This window comes from Microcoleus sp. C2D2 (genome assembly GCF_036702495.1).
Lineage (GTDB): Bacteria > Cyanobacteriota > Cyanobacteriia > Cyanobacteriales > Microcoleaceae > Microcoleus.
The window spans coordinates 1-15608 of record NZ_JAUBTO010000002.1; the positions used below are offsets into that span (position 1 = coordinate 1).

General features: G+C 44.9%; 12 protein-coding genes. 7 read left to right on the forward strand and 5 right to left on the reverse strand.

The genetic code is table 11. The annotated features are described in order from the left end of the window. Positions 1–40: 40 nt before the first annotated feature. Together QUB61_RS01050 and QUB61_RS01055 are read right to left on the reverse strand one after the other, a co-directional pair. Positions 41–409: a type II toxin-antitoxin system VapC family toxin gene (locus QUB61_RS01050; RefSeq protein ID WP_333125171.1), complete on the reverse strand. Its 369-nt coding sequence runs from the start codon at positions 407–409 to the stop codon at positions 41–43. Beyond that, the gene (locus QUB61_RS01055; RefSeq protein WP_333125167.1) at positions 406–1023 is read right to left on the reverse strand and encodes a hypothetical protein; all 618 of its coding nucleotides are present in this window, start codon (positions 1021–1023) and stop codon (positions 406–408) included. The genes QUB61_RS01050 and QUB61_RS01055 overlap by 4 nt, the downstream gene beginning before the upstream one ends. Before the next feature lie 646 nt (positions 1024–1669). On the opposite strand from QUB61_RS01055, the gene QUB61_RS01060 reads away from it, so the two are divergent. Then, positions 1670–2245, forward strand: coding sequence for a Uma2 family endonuclease (locus tag QUB61_RS01060; protein WP_333125164.1), 576 nt, complete (start codon positions 1670–1672; stop codon positions 2243–2245). Positions 2246–2250: 5 nt separating this feature from the next. Here the strand turns inward: QUB61_RS01060 and QUB61_RS01065 are convergent, their stop codons facing one another. Then, a complete protein-coding gene (locus QUB61_RS01065; RefSeq protein WP_333125162.1) occupies positions 2251–3522 on the reverse strand; it encodes a folylpolyglutamate synthase/dihydrofolate synthase family protein in 1272 nt (423 codons plus the stop codon). Between the two features lie 78 nt (positions 3523–3600). Between QUB61_RS01065 and QUB61_RS01070 the strand changes: the two genes are divergently transcribed. After that, entirely contained in the window at positions 3601–4593 is a 993-nt protein-coding gene (locus tag QUB61_RS01070; RefSeq protein ID WP_333125160.1) for a DNA cytosine methyltransferase, read from the forward strand. A 186-nt stretch (positions 4594–4779) separates the two neighbouring features. Here QUB61_RS01070 and QUB61_RS01075 read toward each other — a convergent pair whose 3' ends face one another. Both QUB61_RS01075 and rsmI read right to left on the reverse strand, forming a co-directional pair. Next, positions 4780–5997 carry a glycosyltransferase gene (locus tag QUB61_RS01075; protein WP_333125157.1) on the reverse strand — a complete coding sequence of 406 codons (1218 nt, stop codon included), beginning with the start codon at positions 5995–5997 and terminating at the stop codon, positions 4780–4782. Between the two features lie 109 nt (positions 5998–6106). After that, entirely contained in the window at positions 6107–6988 is an 882-nt protein-coding gene (gene rsmI, locus QUB61_RS01080; protein ID WP_333125154.1) for a 16S rRNA (cytidine(1402)-2'-O)-methyltransferase, read from the reverse strand. Positions 6989–7080: 92 nt separating this feature from the next. On the opposite strand from rsmI, the gene QUB61_RS01085 reads away from it, so the two are divergent. From QUB61_RS01085 to QUB61_RS01100, 5 genes are all read left to right on the forward strand, one after another. Further along, positions 7081–7944 carry a PfkB family carbohydrate kinase gene (locus QUB61_RS01085; RefSeq protein ID WP_333125152.1) on the forward strand — a complete coding sequence of 288 codons (864 nt, stop codon included), beginning with the start codon at positions 7081–7083 and terminating at the stop codon, positions 7942–7944. Positions 7945–8142: 198 nt separating this feature from the next. After that, positions 8143–9267 carry a cupin-like domain-containing protein gene (locus QUB61_RS01090; RefSeq protein ID WP_333125150.1) on the forward strand — a complete coding sequence of 375 codons (1125 nt, stop codon included), beginning with the start codon at positions 8143–8145 and terminating at the stop codon, positions 9265–9267. A 216-nt stretch (positions 9268–9483) separates the two neighbouring features. Further along, positions 9484–10362: an inositol monophosphatase family protein gene (locus QUB61_RS01095; protein ID WP_333125148.1), complete on the forward strand. Its 879-nt coding sequence runs from the start codon at positions 9484–9486 to the stop codon at positions 10360–10362. A 52-nt stretch (positions 10363–10414) separates the two neighbouring features. After that, a complete protein-coding gene (locus QUB61_RS39705) occupies positions 10415–10495 on the forward strand; it encodes a cyclic lactone autoinducer peptide (RefSeq protein ID WP_445300195.1) in 81 nt (26 codons plus the stop codon). Between the two features lie 610 nt (positions 10496–11105). Continuing rightward, positions 11106–15485, forward strand: coding sequence for a DUF4347 domain-containing protein (locus QUB61_RS01100; RefSeq protein WP_333125145.1), 4380 nt, complete (start codon positions 11106–11108; stop codon positions 15483–15485). Positions 15486–15608 lie beyond the last annotated feature (123 nt).

A 15608-nucleotide genomic window follows, 5' to 3' on the forward strand; every position in this document is an offset into this window, starting at 1 on the left:
GTTATTTTTTCTTGTGGGATGGGCCGAAGAGCCCGTCCCATCAATTGAGGAAAAGGATTTTTGCAAGAGGTCTAATAGCAGCAATCAGCAAATCTTGCGTGCCGCTGCGTATTTTTTGACGACGGAACTCAGTGTAAATAGTGAAAGCATTATGGTCAAATTTCAGAATGTTGAGATTTTTGAAATCATCTAATGTATCCCATAACCTGGTGTAACCCCATACTAATTTGTCCGCTTGCGAAGGTGCCGAAGCCTGGTTGATAACATTGAACCAGCCGCGAATTACTTCCTCTAATGTTACAATAGTTACAGCAAGGTTTTCTGCGTTAACCTCGACCCGCTGCACCATCATTGGATGATTCTGTTGCCAAAGGGAGAAACAATCCGTATCAAGTATGTATAGGCTCATTCTGTCTCAACTGCAGCGTCAATTTGACTGTAATAAGCTTCGGTTTCTGCATCGAGTTCGCGGCGATATTCTTCTATGTGTGCCAATACCTCATCGTAATACGGATCGTTTTCATACTTACCAGCTAACCTCACCCAAGGATTGTTCGATCGACTATTCGTGAGTTTGACAGAGACGATTTCTGCTTCGGCTAGCTGGGCATTTACTAAATCGTGAAGGTTTTGCAGTGCTTGCGATCGCGTCTCGCCAAATGCTTTACATTCGGGCCATCCCAGCAACGCTGCACTGACTGTTCTGTCTGATTCGTTTTTAATGATTATGTGAGCAGTTGAGCTGTCGAGGTCGCCCCCCGAGTTAGTGCGATCGGCTGCGCGAATGTCGCAGGTAGCGTTACCTGTTAAGAGTGTTTTTGTCTTGACTGTCTGCTCGGTGTTTTCCTGGCGCGGATTTTCTCTTTCTGCCATGATAGACGCCTTCAGTGCTGCTGTATTGTTTTCCTGACGCTGCTTGATTATGTTTCGCCTGAAAAGCTCGTCAAATAGTAAAGTTTGCTCTTGGGCTGGCAAAGCTTCTATATATTCAATTAGCGTTTGCACCGATATAATGCTGCTCATAAACTTCTATCTCTAAATTTTTCTAAACTCACTTATATTGTAATAAAAATTGGGCATTGGGCATTGGGCATTAGGCATTAATCTTTTTTGCTCTCGCCCCTTGCTTTTTGCTGCCACTTGACGTATTATTAAATAATGGGAATCTGTGCCGCCATATATATAAGCATATATAGCAATCCTTGCAGGAGTCGTAAATTTTTTACCCCACCCCAACCTTCCCCTTACTAAGGGGAGGGAGTAAGAAATTCACAAATGATTTATATATAAGCTTTTAAGTTATTATCGGATGATGAAATTACCGCCTCTTCACAACGCGGAGTCCGAGGAGAACTCTGGATAAGTCAATCTCGACTATTTGAGAGGTAAATGTTTGTTGATAAGAACGATCGCTCATTCCAGAAACCGGGTTTATTTATCCCGTGCGATCGCCTTTCTCAATTCAGCTTGATTGCTGATTTGTAGGAATATAGCCTGAATTCCTCAAATATAGCAATCCTTGCAGGAGTCGTAAATTTTTTACCCCACCCCAACCCTCCCCTTATCAAGGGGAGGGAGTAAGAAATTCACAAATGATTTAGGATTGCTATATTCAGAAATTTGACTTGTGTTAAAATCAAAGCTCAGATCGGAATAGGATAAAATTCTTATGCCAGCGATGACACTCAAAGATTTAAACCAAGTTCAAACCCTTTTTTCCGAAGCGGGTTTAGATTACAAAATAGAACTAGAAGACGGGAGACTTTCAATTGTTGGGCCATCAGACATCGTATCCAGTGAAATCAGCAGTATTTTGATTCGCTTGCTGGGTAACTGGGTTTATCCCCGTCGCTTGGGGAGAGTCTTTGACTCCGCAGGCGGTTTCATCATGCCGGATACGAATGTCAAAGCGCCGGATGTTTTTTTTGTGCGCGCCGCCCGCTTGCGCCAAAGTCCGCGTTATTTTGGAGAACTTGTCCCCGATTTGGTGGTTGAGATTAAATCTCAGAGCGATCGCATTAAGCTTATAGAAACCAAGGTTTTGAAGTTTATAGAACTGGGTGCGATCGTCGGAATTCTGATCGATCCTGATGAAGAAACAGTGACTATTTATCGCTCTACAGGTGAACCGACTGTTTTAGGAAATGGCGATATCTTAACAGTAGCAGAACTTTTTCCAGGTTGGGAATTGCGCGTTTCTGAATTGTGGCCTCCTATCTTTACTGAGGAAGAAACACAATTCTGATGCGCTTAAGCTTGGGATTGTTGTTGTTTTTGTTGCAGAAAATACCCGACGAGATAAAGCGAACCGCAAAGGATTGTTAGGTTGTCACCTGCAACAGCAGCATCTAAAGCTGTTGTTAAGTCGGGGAAGGCTTGACAGAGACTTAATTCGGGACAGATACTTTGAGCTAGGGCGGCTAATTCTGCGGGGGATGATGAGTTTGGATCGGGTACGGGTACTAAGTAAAGCCGATCGCCCTTTTTGAGTAATGCTTTCAAAATATCATCGCAGTCTTTAGTCGCAAGAATGCCGATTACCCAGTTAATCGGTGGTTGGGAACTGTTAAGATTATCGACATATTCACGCAGGGCGATAGCTGCGGCGGGGTTGTGCGCGCCGTCAATTAATATATTGCGGTTTTTCCAAGTTGTCTGCTGGAGTCTTCCGGGCCATTGGGTTTTGGCGATACCGTTTTCGATCGCGGTTGGGGGAATTTGCCATCCTTGCTGTTGGAGAGTTTGCAAAGTTGCGATCGCAATTGCTGAATTCATTAGTTGAATTTTTCCCAGCAGCGGCAATTGATATTTTATTTTAACCGCATTTTGATTTAACTGATATTCTGCGAATCCTTGTCCTAAATCTCTTGCTGGTTTTACCCAAGTTGCCGGACAGTCTAATTCTTGAATGCGTTTTTCTACTACTATTCTAGCTGATTCTGGCAATTCTCCGATAACTGCCGGACATTTTGCTTTAAGAATTCCCGCTTTTTCCCCAGCAATATCTGCCACGGTGGGGCCGAGTATTTGCCAGTGGTCGAGACTGATAGAAGTAATGACGCTAGCGAGAGGTGTTTCGCAAACGTTAGTCGCGTCTAATCTACCGCCCAATCCAGTTTCTATGACTGCGATGTCTGTTTTTTGTTCGGCGAAATACAGCCAAGCTGCGGCGGTGATTATTTCAAATTGAGTGGGAGTTTCGGTGTTGTTTTGAGTAGCGGCGACAACTCGTTCTAGACACTGTTGCAATTCTGTTGGCGAAATCGGTTTTTGGTTGATGCAAATTCTTTCGGTCCAATCGATTAGGTGCGGGGATGTGTAGCGTCCAACTCGATAGCCTGCTTCTGTTAGTACGGAAGAGAGATAAGCGCAAACGGAACCTTTGCCATTGGTGCCGGCAATGTGGATAATGGGTACTTGTTTGTGGGGGTTGTCTAGTTTTTGGAGAAGTTGGTGAATTCTTTCTAGCCCGAGGTGGACGCCGAAGTGTTGGTAAGATTGAAGGATGGATTCTGCATTCATTGAGAATTATTGGATTTTTTAACGAACCGCGAAGGCGCGAAGGGCGCGAAGGAAGAGAGGAGATAGATGTCGATTGGTATGAATATTATTTCTCTGTTTTCGGGTTGTGGCGGGTTGGATTTGGGTTTTCGCTTGGCTGGCTTTAATGCGGTTTGGGCGAATGAATATGATAAGTCTATTTGGGATACGTATAATTTCAATCATCCTGAAACTATTTTAGATCGCAGAGATATCAGAAAAATCAAATCTGAGGAAATTCCCAAATGTATTGGGATAATCGGCGGGCCTCCTTGTCAAAGTTGGAGTGAAGCGGGGGCGAAACGGGGGATTGATGACTGTCGGGGTCAACTTTTCTGGGAGTATATCAGAATTGTGCGGGACAAGCAGCCTTTGTTTTTTTTAGCTGAGAATGTTAGCGGTATCTTGGCTGCCAGAAATAAGGATGCTTTCACTTATATATTATCGCAGTTTGAGGACATCGGATATCGGGTTTCGTACAAGTTGTTGAATGCTAGACATTTTGGTGTTCCGCAAGATAGGCAAAGGGTGATTGTTGTTGGCTATCGGGAAACTCTGGGTTTTGGTTTTGAGTTTCCCGAACCTGGAACCGAGGTTTTGACGCTGAAAGATGCGATTTTTGATTTGCAGGCGATCGCCCCTATGTCAGTTAAGGGTAAATTAGATAATTATCACGATTATGTCCAAAATCACGAATGTGCGGATTTGGGGTTTTCGAGCATTTATATGTCGCGGAATCGAGTTAGAAGTTGGTCAGAACCTTCTTTTACAATTCAGGCAAGCGGCAGACACGCACCTCTTCATCCTCAAGCTAGTAAAATGATTTTGGTTGGCAAAGACAAACGCATTTTTGACCCCAATTCGCCTCTGCCTTACCGTCGGCTTTCTGTGCGAGAGTGCGCGAGAGTTCAGACTTTCCCGGATGAGTTTATTTTTAAGTACAAGTATATTGCTGATGGATACAAAATGGTCGGCAATGCTGTTCCTGTGAATTTAGCTAGAGTTTTGGCAAGTAAGATTTTTGAGGATATTGTCATAGGGCATAGGGCCTAGGGCATCGGTGTCAACTGAAGCCGACCATCTACCAGTCACTAGGGAATGAATTACACGGGGCTTTTAGCGAAAGTCCTCGCTATGAAGACTAATCTCAAATCCGTTGACATCAGAATTATTCATCTCCCTCTTCTCTTCCTCTGTGTCCTCTGTGCCCTCTGTGGTTTCATTATTCCGAATTATCTGTCATTTGAATTTTGTTAACTCGCCGAAATTGTGCTCAATCGCATTTATCCCGCGAATATGAGACAAGGGAGAACCTCCGTACAAAAAGCTGTTCAAACTAACTTGATAATTTTGTTGAACTGCTAAATCCAGCCACAAATTGTTAATCGCATCTCCTGGCTTGTAGTCGGGAATGTTGTGCTGATAGTAAGGAAAACTGTCTATACAAGTATTGAAAAAGTTCTTGCGCCCGCAATGCTTTAAATACTGATATCGCGGTTTAAATTCTCTTAGATTTTCCAATACTGTATATATAGTATCTGCGAGAGATTCTGGGTCAAATTTGGCGTAAAGACCCGCACCTTGGGAGAAAACTGGCGAGTTGCCTCTGGCGTATTGGTTGAATTCTTCAAAACAAATTACTGGTACGTTGCAACTCATGGCTTCGGTAATTCCCCGGTTTTTTCCTTCGAGAAGGGAACCGAGGACGAATGCTTGTGCTCGCGAATAATATGTGGGGATTTCGCTGTAGTAGTCAACTCTCGGCACTAACTTAATGTAGTCAAAGGGATTGGTTAAAATTGTCTCGATTTGCCGCCATTCGTTTAAAGCGTTTTCATCGAGTCCTTGCATGGTGTTAGCATCAAAGTCGTGTCCGGTGACTACTGTTAATTTTATCGGTTTTTGCGGATATTTTTGGCGGTAAACTTTTAAGGCTTTGGCTATGATTGGCAAATTTTTTTCTTCGGAGAGTCGGGCGACGGCGAGGAGGTCGATGTCTTTGGCGGGAACGTTGCGCGGGGAAATTAAGTATTCGTTGATGAAGTCGGTGTCTTGCAGTGGTATGATTGGTTTGTGGGCGCGATCGACATAAGTTTCGCGAAACCACTTATCTCGCTGCGGGTTTTTGTATAAACTCGAGTAGGCGTCAGCTATGGGGGCCCAGGAATAGGAGATTCCGGGGGAATAGGTGAAGGAGAAAAATACTGAGGAAAGTTGGGGAAATAATTTGTTTATGACTTCGACTCCTTCGCTGAAGTAAATTCCTTTGATGAAACGCCCTTCGTAAAACAGTGGGGGAAGCAAGACGTAGAAACTGACTGTATCGAAGCGGTCGGGTTGGTCTTCAAATATCTCCCAGCTAAAGGCGTCTAAGTCTGCATAAATTTCGGCGATTGGTTTGTTGATGTGGGGGTTGCGTAAATATGGTTTTTGTCGATCGTAATTTCCGCGTACCATAGAAATTTTTTGGTATTATTTTATAGCAATGTTATTTGTTGTGCGAACAAGATTTTTTTATGAACCGCAGAGGGCACAGAGGGCGCAGAGGAGAAGAGAAGAGAGATATTCACAATTCATCTAAGGGTTGTTCTAGTGATTCATTGTCGCCAATTGTGAGGGCGAGTTGGTAGATTTGGCGGCGGGGGAGGGATGTTTGTTGCGCTAGCTGGCGGCTGGCTTGGGAACGAGTTATGCCTTCTGCAATTAATGTTTGCAATTCTGCTTTGATGGCGTCTTCGGAAAATATTGGTGCGGCTGTTTGGATACCGGCAATTACGAGGGTAAATTCTCCCTGGGGTTCGCGATTGGTGTAAAGCTCGATCGCACTTTCTATACTACCGCGCCAAAACTCTTCGTGCATTTTAGTTAACTCTCTCGCCAGCACAATCTGTCTGTCGCTTCCCAAACTATTTGCTAAATCTTGTAAAGTTTGTCGCAATCGGTGCGGAGATTCGTATAATATTATAGTGCGGGATTCTATGCGCAAAGTTTCTAAACTCTGTTGGCGTTCTTGACCTTTCACGGGTAAGAAACCTTCAAATACAAATCTCTCTGTGGGTAATCCTGATGCAGTTATCCCAACAATGCAGGCGGTCGGGCCGGGAATGGGAATAATGTTAATATTAGCATCGGCGCAGGCTTTGACCAACTCGTATCCGGGGTCAGAAATTCCCGGCATTCCGGCATCGGTGACGAGGGCGATATCTTTGCCTAAAAGCAGTTTGTCGGTGAGTTCGGGAAGCCGCTGGTGTTGGTTGTGTTCGTGATAGCTGATTTGGGGAGTTTTGATTTGAAAATGGTGCAAAAGTTTGCCTGTATGGCGGGTATCTTCGGCGGCGATGAAGTCTACTGTTTGCAAAATTCGGATGGCGCGAAAGGTCATGTCTTCCAGGTTGCCGATCGGGGTTCCTACGATGTAAAGTGTTCCTGTATTGGGATTTGCTTGCATTTTAAGATTTGGATTTTTTAACGATGGGACACGGGCGGGACGCCCATGCCACAGGCCCATGCCACAGGCCCATGCCACACATTTAAGAAGATATGAAAACCGGATTGTTTTTGGGATTGGCGACTTTAGATTTAGTTTATTTGGCCGGGAAGCCTCCGGGTGAAAATCAGAAAGTTGTTGCTTCAGATTGTACCATTGCAGCAGGCGGGCCGGCGGCAAATGCTGCGGTCACTTTTAGCTATTTGGGGAATGCGGCAGTATGGGCTGGTGTTTTGGGCACTCACGCGATCGCCCAATTAATTCGTGCAGACTTAGCGGAGTATAATGTCAGGATAATTGATTTGGAGCCCGGGCGATCGCACTCGCCGCCAGTTTCCTCGATTATTGTAACTGAAGCAACGGGCGATCGATCTGTAATTTCCATCAATGCTACTAAATCTCAGGTTGACCGTCAAGCAATTAACCAGGATATTTTAACATCCGTTAATATTGTACTGGTTGACGGACATCAGATCGCAGCCAGCCAAGAAATTGCTCAACTTGCCCACTCAAAAAACATACCAATTCTCCTCGACGGCGGCAGTTGGAAACCCGGATTAGAAGAAATATTACCTTTTATTGAATGGGCTGTATGTTCGGATAACTTTCATCCGCCCAACTGCTACAATTCCGAACAAGTCTTTGCTTACCTCTCAGCAGCAGGAATTTCCCATATTGCCATCACTCGCGGTCAAAAATCAATTTTATACCTCAGCAATGGCACTTACAGCAGTATAGAAGTACCTCAAATTCAAGCCACAGACACTTTAGGCGCCGGCGATATTTTTCACGGGGCTTTCTGTCACTACATTTTGCAAAATAACTTTACAGATACTCTCACCGCAGCAGCTAAAATCGCTTCCCATTCCTGCAAAAAATTCGGAACCCGCGACTGGATGAATAAAGGTGAATTTTAATTGAAAATTAACCAAAGTCTCCGGTAAAAACCTATCCCAACTAGAAAACTTGAACAGACAACACTTGTTAACTTAAAATCCTCATAACAACCTTGACAAAAACTCTCAACACCTTCCCTCTCTTCCTTCGCGCCCTTCGCGCCTTCGCGGTTCGTTAAAATTGCTATATTAGTGAAACAACCTCAAAATACCCGAATCATGCCTGACACCCAACCCCTAACTATCACCCTTCCCCCTTTGCGGATTACCCTGACAGAACAACAACAGGTTAACCTAGAATGGCTGACACAAAACCTACCAAATCTACTTACTCAAAGCAAACAAGAAATCCCCGACAATCTGAAACAGTGGGTGGCGGCCAACAAATTATTAAATCAACCCGATGCAGAAATCATTCAAGCCCTAGTAAGTAGCGGCATAGATGCCGAAACAGCCACCGCAGAAGTTAGGGAAATATCCTCTCATCCCTACTTCCAAGCAGGTAGCCAATACGTGCAGTTATTGCAGAAACTGGAATCGCAACTCAGGATCAACAATCAATTAGCTGCACTCTCTTCCAAGTTTGGCACAATCGAACGCAAAAGCAGCCTTTCCCGAGAGTATTTTCTCGAAAATTACTACGCAAAAAATACTCCAGTAATTATTACCAACATCATGCACAACTGGAAAGCATTGCAGTTGTGGACGCCGGAGTATTTGCAACAAAAATATGGCCATGCAGAGGTACAAATTCAAGCCAACCGCAACTCAGACCCGAATTACGAAATTAAGATAGAAAATCACAAAAAAACTGTTTTTTTCCGCAAATATATAGAGATGGTAGTCAATGGCGGGCCTAGCAACGACTACTACATGGTTGCTAACAACCAAACTCTGGAAAGAGAGGAATTTAAACCGCTATTTAACGACATCGAAATATTCCCAGAATACCTCAATCCCGCCGATACAAAAGGCAGAGTTTTCTTTTGGTTCGGACCCAAAGGCACCATTACACCGCTGCACCACGACCCAGTTAATTTAATTTTAGCGCAAGTGTCGGGCCGCAAACTAATTAAGTTGATTTCTCCCCAACAAACACCTCTGCTTTACAATCACGTCGGCGTTTTCAGCAAAGTTGACGGCGAAAATCCCGATTACGACAAATACCCGCTTTACAGAGATGCGAAAATTATTGAAGTGATTTTGGAACCGGGAGAAGCTATTTTTATTCCTGTCGGTTGGTGGCATCATGTAAAATCATTAGAGGTTAGTATTTCGGTTTCGTTTACTAATTTTGTGTTTCCCAATTATTATGAATGGAAATATCCTCATATTAATTGGTAATTTCTCGTTACTAGGCTATACACGGTAACGCATATCTAGAGGCTTACTCTGCGATTCTACTAATAGGAAAAAGAATGATATGCTGCTGATTTTGCCAACAGGAAGAAGCAGGCATAGCCTCCGGGTAGGCATTCCCAGACACAGCCTGGAAGTAAAACATCTGCGTGGCATGGGCGTCCCGCCCGTGTCCCATCTGCGGTTCAAAAAAAGAAATTAATGAAAACTCTCGAACAGTTAAGCGAAATTTCGCGATCGATCGCCTGGAGTGCATCAGATATCCTACAATCCTATTATCGCCAGGATTCTCACACTCCTAACCTCGACATCCAAGAGAAAAAAGATGGCCCCGTCACCGCCGCCGATGTCGCTGTCAATTCTTATATTCTCGAGGAATTGCAGTCGGCTTTAGGGAATGCAGAATTTGGCTATCTCAGCGAAGAAACTTACAAATCTTATTTAGAAACTAACGGTCAAATTCCCTTACCTCAAAGTTGGGTTTGGATTATTGACCCTTTGGATGGAACGCGAGATTTTATTGACAGGACCGGGGAATTTGCAGTTCACATTGCTTTAGTCTATCAGGGAAGACCGGTATTGGCTGTTGTGGCTTGGCCCGAACAGCAAAAGATTTATTACGCAATCCGCGATGCGGGTGCTTTTGGGGAAACTCGGGTCGGTTCTACGGTCAAATTGCAGGTTTCGGCGCGAAATATAGTGGCAGATTTATCTATAGTAACCAGCCGCAGTCACCGGGGCGATCGCTTTAATCAATTGTTACAAAAACTGCGTTGTCAAAATCAAATAGCTGTCGGTAGTATCGGCTGTAAAATTGCGACTATTGTGGAACAAAAGGCTGATGTTTATATTGCTATTTCGGGAAAGTCTGCGCCTAAAGATTGGGATTTAGCGGCGCCGGAATTAATTTTGACTGAAGCGGGCGGCCGATTTACTCGTTTTGACGGTTCTGCTTTGCAATACAACCGGGGAGATGTGAGTCAGTGGGGGGGATTGTTGGCGAGTAATGGTTGCTGTCACGGGGCTATTTGCAGGGAAGCTGAGGAGATTTTAGCGGGGATAGATGCGAGTTTGAAGTAAGTACGTGAAGCGAAGCTATCCCGTAGGGAATCGCCCTTAAAGATTCTAACGAATAACTTGTTGGGGCGGGTTTTACCAACCATCAGTGCCTAAGACCAATAATCTCGTAAACCCGCCCCCACCCTTGCTTTAGCTGTGATATCATGTCGCATCGATTAACCATAATATCCCGGTCGGGGCGGGTTTTTGAGATGGTCAATTATTGGCAGGTATTGTTGGCGAACCCTCCCCTACAAAAATCGCGGTCCCTCGACCGGACATGATATGAGACGGGGGTTTCAACCCCAGGCGGAACCGATGAACACGCGATGGATGTAGGACTAAAGCCAAGTGTCACAGTTAAATCAACTTGTATGGTGCTCTACTATATTGATTATTTCAATTTCAACAGGTTTTTGGGCTCCGGGACACCCTGCGTATGTGCCTGTTACGTAGTCCTGAATAAACCCGCCCCTCGCACATCTGTATCAAAAATCCCGATCTTAATATTTAAGTATAATCACAGTTGCTATTGAACGGTTTTTGTGTTGTGCGATCAACCTCGCGCTGGCTCATCCGTGATATTACTTAATAAGTTTCCCCACCTCGATCAAAACTTTAATTATAAAAGTGTTTGTAAAGAAAACTTTATATATATTTTATAAAAAAACCGTTATTGTTACTACAACCTTCAGGAATAGTTTCGGACGAAAGTCGCGAAACAGGGAAATCCTTGTCTTTTTTTAGCCATCACTAGGTGTATTTTGAGAAATTTGAAGACTCAAGCTTCAGGAAGTGCGATCGCCTTTATCGACACTCAAGTTGAAAATTATCAAAGTTTGATGGCCGGAGTAAAACCGGGTACGGAAGTAGTCGTTTTGGATGGGAACCGGGATGCGATCGACCAAATTACTGATATTTTAGCTCTTCGCAGCAATATAGACAGCATTCACATAGTTTCTCACGGTGCTCCCGGCAGCTTGCAACTCGGCGACGGTAGCGTGAGTTTAGATAATCTGGAAGCTTATTCCGAGCAATTGCAGCAGTGGCGGAGTGCTTTAAATCTGGGTGCTGACATTCTGATTTACGGTTGCAATGTCGCATCAGCCTCTTACCCGAAAGTCCGTCAAGGGTTGAAACCCCAAGCTCAAAGCTCAAATCGGTTGAAACCGATTGCTTACCCGAAAGTCCGCCAGGGAATGAATTCCCAGGCTCAAAGCTCAAGTCGGTTGAAACCGACTGAAAACAACCTCAATAAACAGTCCTCTTCAGAGGACTTTCGCTATGAGACAGGGAATTCATTCCCTGGCGGATCGGATGAATACGCCATAAATAATGAATGCGCCATAGATGATGAACCGGCCAGATATCTAGACGGTTTCGCCTTCATCCAACGAATTGCCCAACTCACAAATACAAACGTTGCAGCTTCCCAAAACCTCACGGGAAGTGTAGCAAAGGGCGGGGACTGGGAACTGGAAGTCAGAACCGGGAAAATTGAAACGCCGCTGGTATTTGAAGCCGAAGTGTTAGCAGGTTACGAGTACGTTTTGAATAGTTTGGATGCGGCAAATAACTTTCCCGTGGGTTCCGATGCTGTCTTCGTCGATGTCGGTGATTTTAACGGCGACGGAATAACAGACTTAGCTGTTAAGGAGAATGATACCGCTGGTGTTTCTATTACTCCTGTCGATGAGCCATTCGTCCCCGATGGGCCATTCGTCCCCGATGGGCCATTCGTCCCCGATGAGCCATTCGTCCTCGATCCGCCATTCGTCCTCGATCCGCTAGATGATCCTAGAAATATCACGTTTGACTTTGACCCTGTAACTGGTGAGGAATACAAATCAGGTGAGCTTTTAGTTAAGTTAAGACCTGACGCAACCGGAGCTAAAATCGAGAAGGATTTATTTGCAGCTAACGGCGCGATCGAAGCCGAAAACCTGATATCTCCAAGTCCTAGGTCTAAGGCCATTGATTCTGAATTTTCAAGTGATATATTTTCCCCCAGTAGTGCGTTCGGAAATGAAAAGTTTGCGCTTCCAAAGGAAAATTTTATCTCAAGACCAAACCAATTATCACAATGGCGAGTGGTGAAAATAGCTGCCAATACAGACCTGCAAGAGGTTAAAGCGAACTTAGCTCAAGATCCCAGAGTGGAAGCAGTTGAACTTAATTACAAAGTATCGCTCGATCCGTTTTCAAACAGCGTTAACTTCAACCAGTCCCTCAACGATATATCGCTTCAGTCCACGCCAGTGGAAGCAGTTGAACTTAATCACAAAGTATCGCTCGATCCCTTTTCAGAGAGCGTTAACTTCAACCAGTCCCTCAACAATATATCGCTTCAGTTCACGCCAAACGATCCGCTATTTCATCGACTTTGGGCTTTGAATAATACCGGACAAACTGGTGGAACTCCGGATGCTGATATTGATGCACCAGAAGCCTGGGATATTCAACAAGGCAGCCAAAATGTGGTAGTAGCAGTAATTGATTCGGGCGTGGACTACAACCACCCAGACCTTGCTGCTAATATCTGGACGAATACAGCGGATCCAAACGATGGAATTGACAACGACAATAACGGATACATAGATGACGTGCGCGGCTACGACTTCATAAATAATGATAACGATCCAATGGATGACTACAGTCAGGGAAGTCATGTTGCCGGTACTATTGGGGCAGTTGGCAATAACAACATGGGCGTTGTAGGTGTGAGTCCAAATGTTAGCATTATGCCCTTAAAAAGTTTTTCATCGAGCGGCTCCGCCCCCCTCACTGCCATAGTAGACGCTATTAACTATGCGACCAAAAATGGTGCAAAGGTGATTAATGCTAGTTATCGGCGTTCTGTTGGCTCCCAATTTGAGAAAGATGCGATCGGCCGTGCTAATGATATGGGCGTTTTGTTCGTAGCAGAAGCAGGTAGTCAAACTAATAACAATGATACTACCCCGGTCTACCCTTCCAGCTACGATCTCCCTAATATCATTTCGGTAGCGGCCACGACACACAATGACCAGTTAGCTGGGTTCTCCAACTATGGAACAACTTCAGTAGACTTAGGGGCTCCAGGGCAGAGTATTCTTAGCACGATTCCTGGCAATCGGTACCAGTTAAGGGATGGCACCTCAAGGGCTGCCCCTCATGTGGCAGGTGCAGCGGCCCTGCTCTTAGCTCAAGATCCTAGCCGGACACCTGCACAGCTAAAAGAGATCTTAATGAACACTACAGACCCGCTTCCTTCTCTGAATGGAAACACGGTCAGCGGAGGGCGTTTAAATCTCTGGAAAGCCCTTCTCAGGAAACCCCCCAACCGTCCGCCTGTCTTGACCACTCCGATCCGCGACCAACATTTGAGCTTGCAACGGGTTCCGAATACTAACACATTGCAGTTTACTTTTGGAAGCAACACTTTTACTGACCCCGATCCGAACGATACCCTGACTTACACTGCTGATTGGTATCAAAATGTGACCAATTGGACGTGGCGACCTGTCAGCGGGTCGCCATCGGGATCGCCAGTCCCGACAGTTTGGACCAGCACTAGTCCCTTACCAATAGGATTGACTTTGGATTCCACCAGTCGCACTTTCCTTTATAACAACAATATCTTGCCGGGGAAAGACTACTGGATTCGGGTAACAGCCACGGATGCTGCTGGTGCATCGGATATAGAATTTTTCCATGGTTACAATTGTCATGGTTCTGTAATCGACGGTTACATTGCTGGCGCTACTGTGTTCTTTGATGCTAACAAGAATGGGGTAAAGGATGCGGACGAATCCTCTACAATAACTGGCCCTAAAGGTGAATACGCACTTGATATTTCCTTGGAAAAGTATGACAAAAATCAGAATGGGAAAATTGATGCAGAGGAAGGCAATATAGTTGCTTTTGGCGGCATTGACACCGATACTAATTTGCCACTAGAAACACCCGTCACTGCACCTGCGGATGCTACTGTTGTGACGATGTTAACGACTTTGGTAGTAGATTTAATTGACAAGGGAAATGCACCAGAAAAAGCCCAATCTTTAGTCAAAGCCAGCCTTGGACTCCCCGCTGAAGTTGACCTAACTAGCTTAGACCCCATACACGCTACCGAGAACAATTTACCGGGCGGTGTCGAAGTCTTAAGAGAAATGGTGCAAGTCCAAAACTTCATCACTCAAACTAGCGCTTTAATTGACGGTGCTTCTGGGGCAGCTAAGAAGGATATTGTCAAGGCTGTTGTCAATTCAATTACGGATCCAATTCAATCTGGTAAAGTTTTAAACCTCAGCAAGGCCGCAGATTTAGAACCAATAATTCAGCAAGCAGCCGCTAAAATTCAGCAGATTGACCCGAGTTTTACCAGTAAAACTGTTACCGAAATTGGTTCGCAAGCTGCGATAGTAATGGCAACAGAAAATCAACGCATTGATGCGGCTGTCTCCCAGCCAACACCAAGCTCAATTCGTGAATCTGTTGCCCGCGTGCAACAAGTAGCCTTGGGCGAAACTACTCAAGACTTCAGAGAAGTTGGTGCGGGAAAGATAGATATTTCCCAGCTAGTTGCTGACAATACAGATACTTTTTTAGATAGCATAATTGAAGATGTAAGATTGCCTGTTGAGTTTGCAAGTTCTATCGTCAGCGACGACGTATATTTGGGCAGCAATTTGCCGGAAGCAATTATCGCTACAGATGGCGAGGATATCCTGACTGGCGACAGCGGAAATGATGTTTTGAGGGACCTGAGGGGCAAGGCTTCCTTCGACAACGGTATGGGAAATGACTCGGTTTTCGGCGGCCAAGGTAGCGAGACTTTGCTCGGAAGTAGCGGTGATGATGCCTTGTTTGGAGGTAAGGGAGATGATTTTCTCAATGGCGGTTTGGGAAATGATAGTTTGACAGGAGGAATGGGAGCAGATAAATTCCTACTCTCTACCAATTCCGGTAGTGATACGATTACTGATTTTGAAGTCAGTCAAGACTTGTTAGTATTGGGTAACGGACTGAGTTTCTCGGAATTGGCCATTGTCCAAGATAGGGGTGCAACATTAATCCGGTTTGCACAAACAGGGGAGATTTTAGCCTCTCTCACCGGAGTTTCTGCTAACAGTATCAGCGCGGAGAATTTCGGATTAATTTGAGATTGATTTCGGGCGTCTGGCACGGGTTCAGACATTCCGAGAAACTCGTGAGTCTGATAGTACGACAGGGGTTAAAAACCCCTGTCTCATAGCTAATATCAAATCCGGTAGCATCGTCGGGTG

What these genes read in the sequence shown, in the direction of transcription:
- QUB61_RS01090 (WP_333125150.1), top strand. Translation starts at nt 8,143, where the DNA reads ATGCCTGACACCCAACCCCTAACTATCACCCTTCCCCCTTTGCGGATT.
- QUB61_RS01070 (WP_333125160.1), top strand. Translation starts at nt 3,601, where the DNA reads ATGAATATTATTTCTCTGTTTTCGGGTTGTGGCGGGTTGGATTTGGGT.
- QUB61_RS01095 (WP_333125148.1), top strand. Translation starts at nt 9,484, where the DNA reads ATGAAAACTCTCGAACAGTTAAGCGAAATTTCGCGATCGATCGCCTGG.
- QUB61_RS01055 (WP_333125167.1), bottom strand. Translation starts at nt 1,023, where the DNA reads ATGAGCAGCATTATATCGGTGCAAACGCTAATTGAATATATAGAAGCT.
- QUB61_RS01065 (WP_333125162.1), bottom strand. Translation starts at nt 3,522, where the DNA reads ATGAATGCAGAATCCATCCTTCAATCTTACCAACACTTCGGCGTCCAC.
- QUB61_RS01050 (WP_333125171.1), bottom strand. Translation starts at nt 409, where the DNA reads ATGAGCCTATACATACTTGATACGGATTGTTTCTCCCTTTGGCAACAG.
- QUB61_RS01060 (WP_333125164.1), top strand. Translation starts at nt 1,670, where the DNA reads ATGCCAGCGATGACACTCAAAGATTTAAACCAAGTTCAAACCCTTTTT.
- QUB61_RS01075 (WP_333125157.1), bottom strand. Translation starts at nt 5,997, where the DNA reads ATGGTACGCGGAAATTACGATCGACAAAAACCATATTTACGCAACCCC.
- rsmI (WP_333125154.1), bottom strand. Translation starts at nt 6,988, where the DNA reads ATGCAAGCAAATCCCAATACAGGAACACTTTACATCGTAGGAACCCCG.
- QUB61_RS01085 (WP_333125152.1), top strand. Translation starts at nt 7,081, where the DNA reads ATGAAAACCGGATTGTTTTTGGGATTGGCGACTTTAGATTTAGTTTAT.